Below are 13,966 nucleotides of genomic sequence, written 5' to 3' on the forward strand. Positions count from 1 at the left end.
TAAACGATAACCAAATCCACCCTCGCGCGTAGATACATCATGACCTCTCCCGTCCCGTCCATTTTCCAAGACTGGTTTTTCGACCAAGGCTGGACCGTGCGCGATTATCAGCGCGACATGGTGGAGGCGTTTGGCGCAGGGCGGGATACATTGCTGATCGCGCCAACGGGCGGTGGGAAGACATTGGCGGGGCTGTTGCCATCGCTAATTGATCTCCACGCGAAACCTACGGGAGCAACACCTAAACTTCACACAATCTACATCTCGCCCTTGCGCGCCCTGACTAACGATATCGAACGCAATCTGATGAAACCGATCGGACAGATCGGCCTGCCCATCAAAGTTGGCGTGCGCACGGGCGACACAAAATCCCACGTCCGGACGAAGCAGCGCAAATCTCCGCCGGACATCCTGCTGACGACGCCGGAAAGCCTGATGCTGTTGCTGTCTTACGATAATGCAGCGGACTATTTCGCCGATCTGAAATGCGTCGTCGTGGACGAAATGCACAGTTTTTCGACGGGTAAGCGTGGCGATTTCACGGCGCTGGCGATGGCGCGGCTGAAGAGCCTTGCACCCGGCCACGTCCGCTTCGGTCTCTCCGCCACCGTGGCCAGCCCGTCCGAATCCGCCAAATGGCTCGGCCCGACGGGATCGCCCGCAGACCTAATCGAAGTCGTCGGCGACACCCCGCCTGAGCTCGACATCCTCGTGCCGGAAGACAAACGCATGCCATTGGGCGGGCATAATGCGCGCTTCGCCGTGGCCGATATTTACGAGACGATCAAAGCCTCCAACTCCGTTATCGTGTTCGTCAACACCCGCGCCCAAGCCGAATTGATGTTCCAATCGCTCTGGCAGATCAATGACGACAACCTCTCCATCGGGCTCTATCACGGCAGCCTCTCCCGCGAACGGCGGCAGAAGACGGAGAACGCGATTGCCAGCGGTGCGATGCGAGCGGTCGTCTCGACTTCCGCCCTTGAGATGGGCATCGACTGGGGCGACGTTGATGCCATCCTGCAAGTCGGTGCGCCCAAGGGCGTGTCCCGCCTGCTCCAACGGATCGGGCGGTCCAATCACCGCATGGATGAGCCGTCAAAAGCCACACTCGTCCCCTGCAACCCGATGGAGGCGATTGAATGCGCCGTCGCGATTGAGGCGATTGAGGACGGCCACCGCGATGGCGACCCGTTCCGCCCCGGCGCGATGGATGTCGCCATCCAATATCTCGTCAACCGCGCCTGTTCGGCCCCGCTAAAAAAACGCCAGACGCTCAACGAGATCCGCAGTGCCTATCCTTACCGCGATATGAGCAAGGCCAATTTCGATGCCCTCCTGAATTTCGCGGTCGATGGCGGTTATGCCCTCAAAACCTATGAACGCTTCCACCGCCTGAAACCGACTTCGCGCGGTTACAAAATCGCCAGTCCGCAACAGGCACGGCGGCACCGCATGAACATTGGCACCATCGTCGAATATGCCAAGCTGAAGGTCCGACGCTTTCCCAATGCGGCCTCAAAGCGGGGGCGCAATATTGGCGAGATCGAGGAACGGTTCGTCATGCCCCTCATCCCCGGTGACACCTTCATGTTTGGCGGCGAAATCCTGCGCTTTCGCGGCGTGCGGGAAATGGCCGTGGAGGCCAGTCCCGTGAAACGTAAGGACCGCCCGAAAGTCCCCGCCTATGCGGGCGGAGCCATGCCGCTCTCGACCTATCTGGCGGACGGGGTCCGCCGCTTTCTCGCCGATGAACATTATTGGCGGTTCCTGCCCGAACAGGTTCAGGACTGGCTGGAATTGCAAGCCAAATATTCCGCTCTCCCGCCTGCGACAGGTCTCCTCGCCGAAGGATTTTTCGACAAGAAAAGCTGGAACCAAGGCACGTTCAATCTTGTCCTCCACACATTTGAGGGCCGCCCCGTCAACAACACGCTGGGCCTCCTCCTGACACGCCGGATGGAGAGTGCGCGGTTGAAACCCGTCAGTTTCGTCATCACGGATTATGCGCTCTGCATCTCCTCCCTAGAACCTGTCGAAGATGTTGCCGCCCTGCTGACCGAAGACATTCTCGACAAAGAATTTGACGATTGGGTGGTCCAAGCGCCGATGGTCAAGAAGTCTTTTCGCAAAATCGCGACCATTGCCGGCCTGACGGAACAACGCCTGCCTGGGGCGCAGCGGTCGATGAAATCCGTGACCTTCTCAACCGATCTCATTTATGATGTCCTTCACAAATATGAGCCGGACCACATCCTCCTCCAAATCGCGCGGACCGAGGCGGAACGCGACCTGCTGGACCTGCCGCGCCTGCAACGCTGGCTGGAAGAGGTGCAGGGCCAGATACAGTACGAGGTCTTGCCCCATGCCTCCCCGCTCTCTATTCCCGCGATGATTCAGGTCAGCAAGAATGTCGTAGACGGCGAGGCGAAAGACGCCTTGCTCGCCCGCGCTTCGGACCGCAGCCTATCTTACGGCGAAGACCTATTGGAGACCGTAGCCGACTATGTCGCCGCAAAAGCAGACAGCCCTGATTGAAAGAACACGCGCGGGCGTGACGGCCTGTGATGCGCGCAAGGGCCTGATGCTGCTGGACCATGATACGCTCTGCGTCGCGGACCTCCATTTCGAAAAAGCGAGCTTCCTCCAGATGAACGGCCATGCGCCGCTGCCGACCTATGACACGCGGGACAGCCTGCACCGTTTGGCGGGACTGGTCGCGGATTACGCGCCCAAGACCGTTGTCGCATTGGGGGACTCCTTTCACGATATTGACGCCGACCAACGGTTCAGCGAGACGGATTGCGACCTTCTCAACGCGATTGTCGATAGCGTCGAAACCTTCATCTGGGTCCTTGGCAACCATGACCCGGACATTCCGGATTGTGTCCGCGGGCCGCGCGAGGACCACGCGCAGGTTGGCGGGTTCCTCCTGACCCATCACCCGCACGATCCCGGACCGGACGGCGTGAACCTTTGCGGCCATTACCACCCCAAACTGCGCGTCAATACGGGACGCGGAAAGGTCTCCGGCCCCTGTTTCGCCGTTTCCGAGGAGCGGATCATTCTGCCGAGCTTCGGCACGTTCACGGGCGGCTTGGATGTCGAAGACATCGCGTTCAAATCCGCCCTGCCCGGCGCGCATCGCTATCACATGGTGCGCAAGGACCGGATTTACCGCTTTGACGGCGCCGTCATCTGAAGCTTTCTTTTCCACTCACGGAAACGTCATATCATTATTCTTGACCATTTGGTTTTTATCTCTTACTCCCTCTTTCAAGCAATCCGAAACTTTCTTCGCCTTGCTAAGTTATTGACCAATCAGTTAGGAATACATCATGGCCAACAAAACATTTATCGCCCTCGGCGTCACACTCGCAGCAATCTCAGGCATCGCGATCGCTACGGCTAACGCCAATCAGGGCAGCGATTACAAACCCGCCCAAGCCGTAGCCAGTGACGCGCAAACCGTCTCAACAGGCTCATTCTCCGGCCGTTCGGACCATGTCACATCCGGCAAAGTCACGCTGGAAAAAACAGCAACCGGTTACCGCCTCACCCTCGCCAATGATTTCTTCCTTGACGGCGCACCTGATCCCATCGTTGCACTTGGCAATGGCGAGACCTATCTGGCCGCAAATAAAATCGGCACACTGAAAAACAAAACAGGTCAGCAAAGCTACGACCTGCCCGCTACGTTCACACCCGGACAATTCTCACAGGTCTATGTTTGGTGTGAGAAGTTTGATGTCCCCCTCGGTGTTGCGACACTCTCCGAAAGCTAGTCACAGCCGATCTATCTAAATCTTCTCCGGCATATCCGTCATCAGGACATGTCGGGGATGTTCTGCCATTCGCGCGCACCAGGCTTGCACCTGCGGATAATCTCCCAAGGTAAATCCGCCATCTTCCGCGACATGCGTGTAGGCATAGAGCGCAATATCCGCGACGCTTGGGCCTGCGCCGACAAACCAGACATTTCCCCGCAGATGACCCTCCATCACAGAGAGCGCATCCTTCCCCCGCTCCATCAATTTCGGCAGTTCATCGGCGCGTTCCGGCGCGTAAATCTTGATGAACCGTGCAACCGCAATGGCGGGTTCGTGCCGATATTGTTCCCAGAACATCCATTGCAGCGCCTTAGCCCGTTCAAATGCATTGATCGGCAAATAGGGCGTATCCTCGGCCAGAAACGCCATAATCGCATTGCTTTCCGCCAGCGTACGCCCGTTATTCAGAGCCAGCACGGGAATTTGTCCCGCTGGATTAATCGCCAGAAACTCGGCCGTCCGCGTCGCGCCATGCGGGGCGTCCATGTCTTGATAGGTGTAGGGCACATTCAGATAAGACAGTAACAGCCTGACCTTGTAACAATTGCCGGAATTGAGATTGCCATAGAGTTTCATAGGCACGGCCTAAAACCGAACGAGGCCCGGAACAAGTCGGGATTATTCGTAATCTGAAGACTTATAAGGTGGTGGCCGCACGGGTTCGGGCTTCAAGGGCGGGTTAAGCGCCTCCTCCATCGTCGCGTAAGGCGGCAGGCCGGATTTGGCGCGATCAATATTGATATGGCGCAGCTCCACGATATCAATTGCGTCCTGCACCGCATTATTCTCCACCGCATTGAGAAAATGGCGATAGCGCGCCACGCCTTCCAGCCGCGTCTGCACACGTCTATTCGAGCGGCGTTTTGCGCGCATCTCATGCAGACAATCGCGTGTCTGTTCTGCGCGTAACAGGTTGGCCTGACGCGCTGCATAGCGGTGATTATATTTTCGGGGCATTCTTTGCGTCTCCCTTACCTCGGACCCTGTCGCGTCCTGTATATTTTAGATTTGGAAAAACGGGATGTTCGCGTGGGTGGTCAGGCTCGGGTCGGAAACCCAGTTAAATAAATAGTTTTCGAGCCCTTCCAGCATCCATTGCTAGAGGAATCCCACGCGACGGCACCTTTTTCCACTACCGGCCGAACCATTCAGTCTGGGAACGATCAGCTCTCGATAGGCCACCCAAGCTCGAGGACGTTAACCCTTCCGCTCCAATGACAAGCACCGCTTCTTTCCAGAAAAGCCAACGTACGCTTGACTGCCCTTTGAAAGAAGACAGGATGAAAATGACACAAGGTAAAGGGGGTGTGGACGTAGTTTTTGAACTTTTTTCCAATCCCCGTTTATATTCCTGTCCCCGGCCTGTTGTTTGCGAGCAAAGAACATGGACCGGGGCCTCGTCCGCCACAGGGGAGGACGTCGATTAACGCAATGATTTCAATAACCCACGAGGTCGCGGCTCATGTTCTTTGCTCGCAAACAACGGGCCGGGGACAAGCACATTTCTCTTAGAAAAAAGAATACCAATCCACGATTCCGATATCGCCATAACCGAGGATTATCTTTTCAACACACCCAAACCCATACCAGTCGTCACCCTCGGGCTTGACCCGAGGGGCCATCTTTGCGGCGAGAGATGGACCCTCGGATCAAGTCCGAGGATGACGAAATAAGACACCGGGACGGGCTCGGGCTTTGCATTCCGTTCCTGAGAAAAACTGACCTTCAAGCGGCTACGCCTTCCGCCAGGTCATGCCGTCGGGGCCGTCTTCCAGTATAATCTCCGGCGTTTTCACTTTATCACAGGCGGCGTATAATTTGAAAAAAATGCATATGCGGAAACAAACAGATGAAGGTCAAAGATGACTGCGGCAAAAGCATCTGGATTTGCACAATCAGATTGAGACTTTGGCCCATCCCGCCTAGGACGCTGCTATGACTGCAGAGATCGGACATATTGCCCTCGTTCTCGCCTTCTGCGTGGCGATTGCGCAAGCGAGTTTGCCTTGGATAGGCGCGCGGCGGAATGACGGGCGTTTGATGGAATTTGGCGACCGTGCAGCGATGGGGCATTTCCTGTTGATTGCGTTCTCTTTTGTGGCGCTCACTCTGGTTTTTTTAGAATCCGACTTCTCCGTTAAATTGGCAGCCTTGCACAGTCATTCTGAAAAACCGCTGCTATATAAGATCAGCGGCGTTTGGGGTAATCACGAAGGGTCCATCCTGCTTTGGGTCCTGATGATGGCCGGATATGGCGCGATGGTGCCATTTTTGGGTAAATCCCTCCCTACGGGTTTGAAAGCGCGCGCCATTGCCATTCAAGGTCTGTTGGGCGTTGGCTTCCTCGCCTTCATCCTTTTCACGTCCAATCCGTTTGAACGGCTGAACCCCGTGCCAATTGACGGCAATGGACTGAACCCGATGTTGCAAGATCCGGGATTGGCGTTCCATCCACCCTTTCTCTATCTCGGCTATGTCGGATTTTCCCTACCCTTTTCATTCGCCGTCGCCGCCCTGTTGGAAGGCCGTGTCGATGCGGTCTGGGCGAAATGGTTGCGGCCTTGGGTTCTCATCGCGTGGTCCTTTCTGACCATCGGAATCGCATTGGGCAGTTTCTGGGCCTATTACGAGCTCGGCTGGGGCGGCTGGTGGATGTGGGATCCTGTTGAGAATGTCAGCTTTATGCCGTGGCTCGCGGGAACGGCTTTGCTCCATTCCATCCTCGTGCTGGGGACGCGTCATTCCATGGCGAATTGGACGGTCTTGCTGGCCATCACGACATTTGCGCTCTCCCTCATCGGGACGTTTGTTGTGCGCTCAGGTATTTTGGTCTCTGTTCATGCCTTTGCCGTTGATCCAGAACGGGGCGTTTTCCTCCTCCTCCTGCTAGGTCTGGCGACAGGCGGCGCGTTAACGCTCTATGCGCTGCGCTCTCATACTTTGCGGGATAATGCAGCGTTATCCGCCACATCCCGGGACGGGGCTTTGGTGCTTAATAATCTTCTGCTCGTGGCAGCGACGGCGACCGTCTTCCTCGGAACTTTCTATCCACTGCTGATCGATGCCGCGAATGGCTCAAAAATCAGCGTTGGTGCGCCTTATTTTGATCTGACCTTTGCGCCGATTATGTCGCTGCTCATTCTCTTCATGGGCGTGGGGCCAATGTTAAAATGGCGGAAGGATACGCTGCAACGTTTCAAACGTCCGCTGATCATTATGTGCATCGCTTTAACCATTGTCGCCGCCCTCACCTATGTCATCGGAAAATCCGTTCTCGGCGCACTGTCCATTGGGCTGGCAGCTTGGTTAGCCCTCGGCACAATCATAACGCTGGGACGAAAAGCCCGCTGGACCTGGGTTGGTCTGAAAGCGCAACCGGCCTCGACCTGGGGCTTTGTCGGCGCACATCTGGGCCTCGCAATTTTCGCGGCGGCCGTGACCTCTATGACGGTCTGGGCGAAGACAGACATTGGGACGTTACGGACGGGAGACAGCCTTGTGATCGCGCCTTACACGTTCACACTCGGCGAAGTCGGCGGCGGGCAACGCGAAAACTACCAATATTTCGGCGGGACTGTCACGGTCACGAAAAACGGAGAAGAGGTCGCCCTGCTGGGCACGGAACGCAGGTTCTATCCCGTTCGCAATCAGGTCACGACAGAGGCAGGGATGCACCTCTCCTTTGGGCAGACGCTCTTTGCCAGTATTGGCGAAGGTGACCCAGAGAGCGGCTTTGTCGTGCAGGTTTATAAACATCCTTTTGTCGTTTGGATCTGGCTGGGGTCTTTGATTATGGCTTTAGCGGGTTTTGTCTCCCTCGCAGATAGACGCCTGCGCCTGCCTAAGCGTGAGAGCCTTTCTGCGCCAGCCAACTTTGTCCCAGCGGAATGAAACTGCGCGGGCTCATTCCTCTCTTTGGGTTTGCGGCTTTGTTCGCGGCGCTGGCCTATGGGCTAACGCGCGATCCCCGCATTTTGCCATCGGAATTAATTGAAAAACCCTTCCCGACTTTCGCCTTAGACAACCTTGCCAATGATGCCGTGTTGGAAAATGAGATTTTTGAGGGCCGCGTGAGTCTCGTCAATATTTTCGGGTCATGGTGTGTCTCTTGTACTGTGGAACATCCGCAACTGATGGAGATAAGCCAATCCCTGGACATCCAAATGGTTGGCGTGGATTGGCGCGATACGCGCGAAAATGCTGTTCGCTGGCTCTCGGAAAACGGCGATCCCTACGACGCGATCATTTTTGATCCGGATAGTCACCTGATTGTCGACCTGGGTGTTGTCGGCGCGCCGGAAACCTTTATCGTCGATCAGAACGGCGACATTCGGTACAAACATGTCGGTATTATCACACCGGACGATTGGAAGAACGACCTCCACCCAATTGTCGAAAGCCTGCTCGCGGTGCAACCATGAGACACCTTCTCCTCACCCTCACTCTTTTTGTCACGGCACTGGCGGCCTCCGCCACCGCTCAAATCTCCGACGCAGAAGAAGATCGCGCCCGCGACATCGGCCATCAGCTTCGCTGTGTCGTTTGCCAAAATCAATCCATCGAAGAATCGGAAGCGGACCTGGCGCTGGACATGAAAGTCATCGTCAGGGAGCGGGTTGCCGCCGGAGATACAAATGCCGAGGTCGTCGCCTATATGCGCGACAGATATGGCGATTACGTCCTGTTAAAACCGCCCGTTCAATCCAACACTTACGTCCTATGGTTCCTGCCGGCGGGCCTTGTTCTCTTCGGCTTGGGCTGGTTTGCGCTGCGGTCCAAACGCCAAAGCAAAGCGGATATCGTGACGGAAATATCAGATACTGATCAAGCCCTGCTTGATAAACTCATGGCGGATGACACATGATCTGGATCATCGGTATATCTCTTATCCTCGCGATAAGTGCCTATCTCTGTTCACCGATCTTGGCGAAAGCCGCAGGCGCGTCTGAGACAGAAGAAATTGCCGCTTATCGGAGCGAGCTGCGCGCAATACAGGCTCGCATTGACGCCGGAGAAATCGACGACGCCGCCCGCGCGCAAAAAACGGTTTTACAGGGCCGATTGCTAAGCGCAGCCAAAACAGATGCCCCAAGTTTTGGCAAGGCTTCATGGCTCACCTCCGGCATAATAGCTGTTGCGTTTTTGACTGGCACACTGGGCATTTACAGAACAATTGGCTCTCCGAATTTCACACCTGAGACATTCCAGCCCCCGCCCCCACCGCCGCAAGAAACACAACCGGATTTCGCAGCGCTCCTCCCGCAAATAGAAGCCCGCCTGGCCGCCGATCCGAATGATGCGACGGGGTGGTATCTCTATGGTCGGACGTTGATGCTCGTGGATCAATATGAGAACGGGTTGAAGGCCTATACAAGGTCACTAGAGCTCAATGAAAATCCCGATGTACGCAAGGAATTTGAGGCCGCAAAGACTTACGCCGAACAACGCGAACGCGGTCCAAGTGCGGAAGACATCGCCGCAGCACAGCAGTTGTCGCCCGAGGATCAACAGCAAATGGTCCGCGGCATGGTCGCCTCTCTTCGTGCGCGCCTAGAAGACACACCGGAAGACGCAGAAGGCTGGACACGTCTCCTCCGAGCAAGAAAAGTTTTAACTCAGACCGAAGAAGCAAAAGCCGACATTAAAGCCCTACGCCAAGCCCTTCCCGATCAAGCGGATAAGATTATTATTGAAACCGGATGGTCTGAGTAATCAGAGAGATTGGAGAAATGGTGCGGCCGAGAGGGCTTAGCGCTTTCCATTAAGCTAATGAATACAATGAGTTGGCAGGCCGTTCAAGTCATTTGTGAGGCAAGAAGTTGGGTTTTTTGTGAGGCATAACTAACCTTTACTGGCCGCTTAAAATGCCTTCACGTTTGGCGAGCTAGATAGATCATAGTGTTATCGTTAGGCTTGCGACTTCTTCCAGACAACTCGAACGATAGTAGACCATCGGACTTCGCGGCTGTAAGAACATCTTTGACGTGTGTTGGTCGCACACCAACTTCTTCCATGACTTCAACAACCAATGTCTTAAAAACAATTGGTGAAGCTTGTTCCAAAAGTGCTTTGATATGCTCCCGCGCTCTGGATTTTTGTACATCCGAGCCGACGGCCTCCTCGTCATATTCTGGACCTGCAAACGTTTCTGGTTCAAACAAAGAGGGCGTCAAAGTTCGTTTTGCTTTACCTGCAACTTCAAGGTTTCTCATTTTATCGTGGACATCGCGAAAAACATGCACGCCCATTGGATGCTGAGTACCTAAAACGAGACGCATTTTGGTGCGCTTTTGATCCTTATGCTCAATCGGCATATCGGGGCAGTAGTCAGCGATTCCCTCTGCCTTTAGCTTGCTCTTAAAAAGGTGCAATATGCGTCGTTCATTCCGCCAAACGTCAGGTAGCTCCTCGTAGTCACTGACCCAGTCAGCGTTACCCAAGAAACGCCCAAAGCTCTCTTGCACTCCAGGGAACTCAGTATGTCTATTAATGTGATCGGACATAAAATTAAGTAATACTTCGCTCCGTTTTTGTCGCCTCAGAAAGTCGAAAATTTGGTTAGACCCAATTTTCCAACCTTTAGGATCCACTAGAGTAAAGGTGAAGTCAGTGCGAGAATTGATAGCGGCATCAATAGTCGAGAGGTTGTCTTCAAACGCTCCCTTGAGCGCGATAACGCCTTTACCCTTTGCCTCTGCAAAGCTTGCTAACTTAGCATGCGCCTCTGGGTCTTTCTCACAAAGAAAGTAGCGAGTTTGAATCTTACGGCCTTTACTAAACATGAAACCACGAACATCCTCCAACGTTTTTATAGCCACGCCAAATGAGGTGTCGGACCTTTTCGCCTCGTCAACCGAACCCCAAGGGCCAGCAAAACCATCGACAAAATTGATCGTCGAAGTTCCCGACATCCCGATCTTGATGGCAAGAAGTTTCACGTATTCGCGAAGGAACTCGTGCTTAATCCTAGAATGTTCACGCCCTTCGTAGAGCTTCTCAACATCATCTTTGTTCATGCAGCCCTGCGCAGTGCCTTCATCGTATCGTGTGGAACTATTTGCCAAGGAAAGCCATTCCACTCTTCACCGTCCAAAAGACGACCGCCAGACTTGGGCCTTGGTCCACCCCATTGTTTAAAAAAGAACTCAACGCCCTGCTCCAAACATTGGTCACGCAAAGATGTAGCCCACTCTGGCTCCATAGGTCTCGCTCTAGGGCCGCTTTCACCACCAACGATTGCCCAATGGATGCCTTGCAAATCCACGCTATCGATTGGCCCAAGAAGAGGCTCAAATGAAATAAACCTAGCCTTCGCATTAGTGCCGCGAAGATGTTCTATGCGACCTTTATGAGCGTCGTCTTCAACCGAAACCCCAAGCCATATATGTGCAGGAGCGCCAGTTTTTCCATACCTATCATTTACGAATTTCCGCATAATTGAACTTCGTTTCGTTAAAACCTGAAAGACGTGATGATCAGCGTCCTCCATCGCATTGAACACTTGCGATATAAAACTCTTGTCGATTTTCTTATGAAAAAGATCACTCATAGAGTTCACGAAAATCATTCGTGGTTTTTTCCATTTTTTGGGCTGCTCTAGCCTATGTGGCCAAATCTTTAAATCAAATCCCTGTTCATAGGGATGATCTTTGATACCGCGCCAGCGTTCTGCAAAACGTTCCGCGTAACAGTTGTCGCAGCCAGGGCCAATTTTCGTGCAACCCGTTACAGGATTCCAAGTGGCGTCAGTCCATTCGATTTGAGTTTTTTCTGCCATTACGTCATCCTAGAACAAAATGCGAACAAATGAAAGAGGCTTTAACCGCTTTCGTCGCTTTTTGCTAAGATCACCGCCTCTCGCGAGTTTCTTAAAGTCTAGTGATTTGGTTAATAACAACTTACCGCCCAATCCCTCGTGTCCGTCCTGTCTCCCAATCAATACCACCACCTCCGAGCACACGGCCTTTGATACGCTTGCCCCACTTCTGGGCAACAGTGCCTTCAAACAATCGCCCTGACTGCGCCGCGATGCGGGCTTTGCCCGTCATGCTCTCCAGCTTCTCGGTCGCGGCGTTGAAACCTTCAGTTTCTAAGGCCTTCATATAACCACGCTTGTAAATAACAGAAGCCTTCTGCCCGTTTTGGCGTAGCTCTGCATAGCCGCGCTTAATCAGCCACTCACGTCGCTGCTGGAAGGCCGTGTCCAGTTCTTTTGCAAAAGGGCTTATCTTTGAGCTGATGCTGTCCATATCGCCTCTGCCCCAACTGACTTGAGCACGGTCAAGCCACGTCGCACCGGGACTCGCGAGCTGTGCGTCCAAGTCCTGAACCGATAGCAGTTTCACGCCTGCCGCGCGGCCTTGCTTCATATCAAGTGCGATGACCCTCTCTTCAAAGTCGGCAGGTACGTGCCATTCATAGGGGCCACCATCTTTGTCTTTGCTCACGACTTGCACCACGCCTGCTTTCGTCAGTGTGGCGAGTCTTAGCCGATGTGCCCGAATATGGGCTGCACTTCTACTACCGCTGCCGTCAGTCCAATCCTCTGGCCCGCTCGTGGCTATAGCGTAATTCCCGATAAGCCCGTTACGCGGCTTGCCGTCAAAATCCTTACCCGTCGCAAGGGCTTGGATGTTGCGGTCAACTTTGCGCAGGTTGGGCGGGGAGACTTCGATGATGGAACCGACCTTGGCGGCTTCGCCTGCTCTTGTGTCAATGCCTGTTTCAACCGTGCTGACATAGCCATCCGTGCCGTCGATAATGAACCGCACTTTCCCGCCGCCTTTTTGACTTGCGTCCATGCCTTCATCATTGCCGTGAGTTTTCGCGATGACGCGGCCTATGACGCGGTGAGTTGAGAGGCTTCCATCATAGCTCTGACGGCCATCATGTAAGCGAACGGGTCTTTTGATGTTGGCCCGCTTCATCGCCGCGTGAATATCTTTGTTGAGCTGCTCGCGCTGCTCTATCTGTCCGAGGGTCATGAGCGCATCCTTTTCGATATGCCAGCGGCCTGACTCAATTTGCGTTGCAAGGCCCATAGATTTCAAATGTCTCATGCGCCCAATCAGGATATGTCTGTTCATAGATGAGTTAGTAGGGAAGGTGGCGGCGGATGCCCCTGCGCGTAGGTCGATTGTGTTGGAGAGTTTGTCCATACCGTCCGCGATATGCCTGTCTGCTGTCGTGACGCGCATGGCGCTCATCTCGCGTTTCATCTCTTGCTGGATTGCAAGCTCGGATTTCCAACCTAGCTCGCGGGTCAGTTCTTCCTCCAGCCGTCCGCGTATGCCGCGCGAGATATATTCGCCTGCAATGTTCAATCCTTTGCCGTCATGTGTGACGCCCCGCGCGATGATATGCGTGTGCGGATGGGCCGTGTCGAAGTGGTCAACTGCCACCCAATCCAGCCGCGTGCCTAAGTCCTCTTCCATCTGTGCCATCAGCGCTCGTGTTGTGTCCTTGAGGTTCGGCGTGCCGTCGCCGTTCACGCGGGCCAGCTCCGTGCCGTCTTCGGGTGAGATCATAATTCTAAACTGGTGCGGGTCGCCGCGTCCGTCAAAGCTCTCCTCGGAGCGGGCCACAAAATCCCGCCCGTCAACCTCAACGCCTTCCTCTGGGCCGTAGAGCTGGCCGCGCGTTGGGGTTAGTTCCGCCGAGCTATCCAGCCCTTCGGCTCGCTCCACACCTGCGCCTTCGCGCTGAAGGTAAGCCAAGTGCCCGCGAGAGACAGAAGGCTTGGCATTGCGCAGTTTCACGACACGGACTTTCACGATGGCTCTACGGGCGCGGTATCGGTCGCCCGTCGCCTTGTGAACGCGCCAACCTTGCTTCGGTCCTATGCCGCGTTCCAAAGCCGCACGGCCTCTGCCGCGTGAGTTGAAGCGCCCTGTGCGCGGTTTGGACGGGACGGTTAGCGTCCGTCGCCCAGAGACGGCCTTGCCTCTGACCAAGGCGGCGCGAACCTCTTGATGGAATCCCTTATAGTTGGCGGGGATATTAACCTCGGCACCTCGGTTGCTGTTCTTGCTGGCTTTGGCTTTTAAGCGGAAATCATCTTCATCTGACATGCGCCCATAATCAAGCAAAAAGGGCGTCTTTGTCTCGAAGGAAGGCGATTAGAAATTAAAGGGAAG

The 13,966-nt window shown here is 54.6% G+C and carries 12 protein-coding genes; 7 read left to right on the forward strand and 5 right to left on the reverse strand.

Going from position 1 to position 13,966, the window contains the following annotated elements; genetic code table 11:
- The first annotated feature begins 39 nt into the window (after positions 1-39).
- The 3 genes from ACP9M6_RS12985 to ACP9M6_RS12995 all read left to right on the forward strand — a co-directional run bounded on the left by ACP9M6_RS12985 (position 40) and on the right by ACP9M6_RS12995 (position 3,785).
- Positions 40-2,538, forward strand: coding sequence for a ligase-associated DNA damage response DEXH box helicase (locus tag ACP9M6_RS12985; RefSeq protein ID WP_427451764.1), 2,499 nt, complete (start codon positions 40-42; stop codon positions 2,536-2,538).
- Positions 2,507-3,202, forward strand: coding sequence for a ligase-associated DNA damage response endonuclease PdeM (pdeM, locus tag ACP9M6_RS12990; protein WP_427451766.1), 696 nt, complete (start codon positions 2,507-2,509; stop codon positions 3,200-3,202). The genes ACP9M6_RS12985 and pdeM overlap by 32 nt, the downstream gene beginning before the upstream one ends.
- Positions 3,203-3,338: 136 nt before the next feature.
- Positions 3,339-3,785, forward strand: coding sequence for a DM13 domain-containing protein (locus ACP9M6_RS12995; protein ID WP_427451768.1), 447 nt, complete (start codon positions 3,339-3,341; stop codon positions 3,783-3,785).
- Between the two features lie 15 nt (positions 3,786-3,800).
- Here ACP9M6_RS12995 and ACP9M6_RS13000 read toward each other — a convergent pair whose 3' ends face one another.
- Both ACP9M6_RS13000 and ACP9M6_RS13005 read right to left on the reverse strand, forming a co-directional pair.
- Positions 3,801-4,406 carry a glutathione S-transferase family protein gene (locus tag ACP9M6_RS13000; RefSeq protein ID WP_427451769.1) on the reverse strand — a complete coding sequence of 202 codons (606 nt, stop codon included), beginning with the start codon at positions 4,404-4,406 and terminating at the stop codon, positions 3,801-3,803.
- A 42-nt stretch (positions 4,407-4,448) separates the two neighbouring features.
- A complete protein-coding gene (locus ACP9M6_RS13005; RefSeq protein WP_427451771.1) occupies positions 4,449-4,787 on the reverse strand; it encodes a hypothetical protein in 339 nt (112 codons plus the stop codon).
- Positions 4,788-5,765: 978 nt separating this feature from the next.
- Between ACP9M6_RS13005 and ACP9M6_RS13010 the strand changes: the two genes are divergently transcribed.
- From ACP9M6_RS13010 to ccmI, 4 genes are read left to right on the forward strand one after another with little or no spacing between them, the layout of a single operon-like run.
- Positions 5,766-7,721, forward strand: a complete 1,956-nt coding sequence (locus ACP9M6_RS13010) for a heme lyase CcmF/NrfE family subunit (protein ID WP_427451773.1) — start codon at positions 5,766-5,768, stop codon at positions 7,719-7,721.
- The gene (locus tag ACP9M6_RS13015) at positions 7,718-8,251 is read left to right on the forward strand and encodes a DsbE family thiol:disulfide interchange protein (RefSeq protein WP_427451775.1); all 534 of its coding nucleotides are present in this window, start codon (positions 7,718-7,720) and stop codon (positions 8,249-8,251) included. Before ACP9M6_RS13010 ends, ACP9M6_RS13015 begins: the two co-directional genes overlap by 4 nt.
- On the forward strand, positions 8,248-8,694 hold the full coding sequence (locus ACP9M6_RS13020) for a cytochrome c-type biogenesis protein (protein ID WP_427451777.1): 447 nt from the start codon (positions 8,248-8,250) through the stop codon (positions 8,692-8,694). Before ACP9M6_RS13015 ends, ACP9M6_RS13020 begins: the two co-directional genes overlap by 4 nt.
- Positions 8,691-9,542: a c-type cytochrome biogenesis protein CcmI gene (ccmI, locus tag ACP9M6_RS13025; protein WP_427451778.1), complete on the forward strand. Its 852-nt coding sequence runs from the start codon at positions 8,691-8,693 to the stop codon at positions 9,540-9,542. The genes ACP9M6_RS13020 and ccmI overlap by 4 nt, the downstream gene beginning before the upstream one ends.
- 158 nt (positions 9,543-9,700) lie before the next feature.
- Here the strand turns inward: ccmI and tcmP are convergent, their stop codons facing one another.
- From tcmP to ACP9M6_RS13040, 3 genes are all read right to left on the reverse strand, one after another.
- Positions 9,701-10,846, reverse strand: coding sequence for a three-Cys-motif partner protein TcmP (gene tcmP / locus ACP9M6_RS13030; RefSeq protein WP_427451779.1), 1,146 nt, complete (start codon positions 10,844-10,846; stop codon positions 9,701-9,703).
- Complete coding sequence (locus ACP9M6_RS13035) at positions 10,843-11,607, reverse strand: DUF5131 family protein (protein ID WP_427451780.1); 765 nt, start codon at positions 11,605-11,607, stop codon at positions 10,843-10,845. Before ACP9M6_RS13035 ends, tcmP begins: the two co-directional genes overlap by 4 nt.
- Before the next feature lie 121 nt (positions 11,608-11,728).
- Positions 11,729-13,900 (reverse strand): DUF3363 domain-containing protein, encoded by a 2,172-nt coding sequence (locus ACP9M6_RS13040; protein WP_427451781.1) that lies wholly within the window; start codon positions 13,898-13,900, stop codon positions 11,729-11,731.
- Positions 13,901-13,966 lie beyond the last annotated feature (66 nt).

Origin of the sequence: Litorimonas sp. WD9-15, assembly GCF_050271975.1 — a bacterium.
In the GTDB taxonomy this organism is placed as follows: domain Bacteria; phylum Pseudomonadota; class Alphaproteobacteria; order Caulobacterales; family Maricaulaceae; genus Litorimonas.

Excerpts from the sequence above, each read along its gene's own strand:
- ACP9M6_RS13020 (WP_427451777.1), top strand. The coding sequence starts at position 8,248 with ATGAGACACCTTCTCCTCACCCTCACTCTTTTTGTCACGGCACTGGCG.
- pdeM (WP_427451766.1), top strand. The coding sequence starts at position 2,507 with ATGTCGCCGCAAAAGCAGACAGCCCTGATTGAAAGAACACGCGCGGGC.
- ACP9M6_RS12995 (WP_427451768.1), top strand. The coding sequence starts at position 3,339 with ATGGCCAACAAAACATTTATCGCCCTCGGCGTCACACTCGCAGCAATC.
- ACP9M6_RS13040 (WP_427451781.1), bottom strand. The coding sequence starts at position 13,900 with ATGTCAGATGAAGATGATTTCCGCTTAAAAGCCAAAGCCAGCAAGAAC.
- ccmI (WP_427451778.1), top strand. The coding sequence starts at position 8,691 with ATGATCTGGATCATCGGTATATCTCTTATCCTCGCGATAAGTGCCTAT.
- tcmP (WP_427451779.1), bottom strand. The coding sequence starts at position 10,846 with ATGAACAAAGATGATGTTGAGAAGCTCTACGAAGGGCGTGAACATTCT.
- ACP9M6_RS13010 (WP_427451773.1), top strand. The coding sequence starts at position 5,766 with ATGACTGCAGAGATCGGACATATTGCCCTCGTTCTCGCCTTCTGCGTG.
- ACP9M6_RS13005 (WP_427451771.1), bottom strand. The coding sequence starts at position 4,787 with ATGCCCCGAAAATATAATCACCGCTATGCAGCGCGTCAGGCCAACCTG.
- ACP9M6_RS13035 (WP_427451780.1), bottom strand. The coding sequence starts at position 11,607 with ATGGCAGAAAAAACTCAAATCGAATGGACTGACGCCACTTGGAATCCT.
- ACP9M6_RS12985 (WP_427451764.1), top strand. The coding sequence starts at position 40 with ATGACCTCTCCCGTCCCGTCCATTTTCCAAGACTGGTTTTTCGACCAA.
- ACP9M6_RS13015 (WP_427451775.1), top strand. The coding sequence starts at position 7,718 with ATGAAACTGCGCGGGCTCATTCCTCTCTTTGGGTTTGCGGCTTTGTTC.
- ACP9M6_RS13000 (WP_427451769.1), bottom strand. The coding sequence starts at position 4,406 with ATGAAACTCTATGGCAATCTCAATTCCGGCAATTGTTACAAGGTCAGG.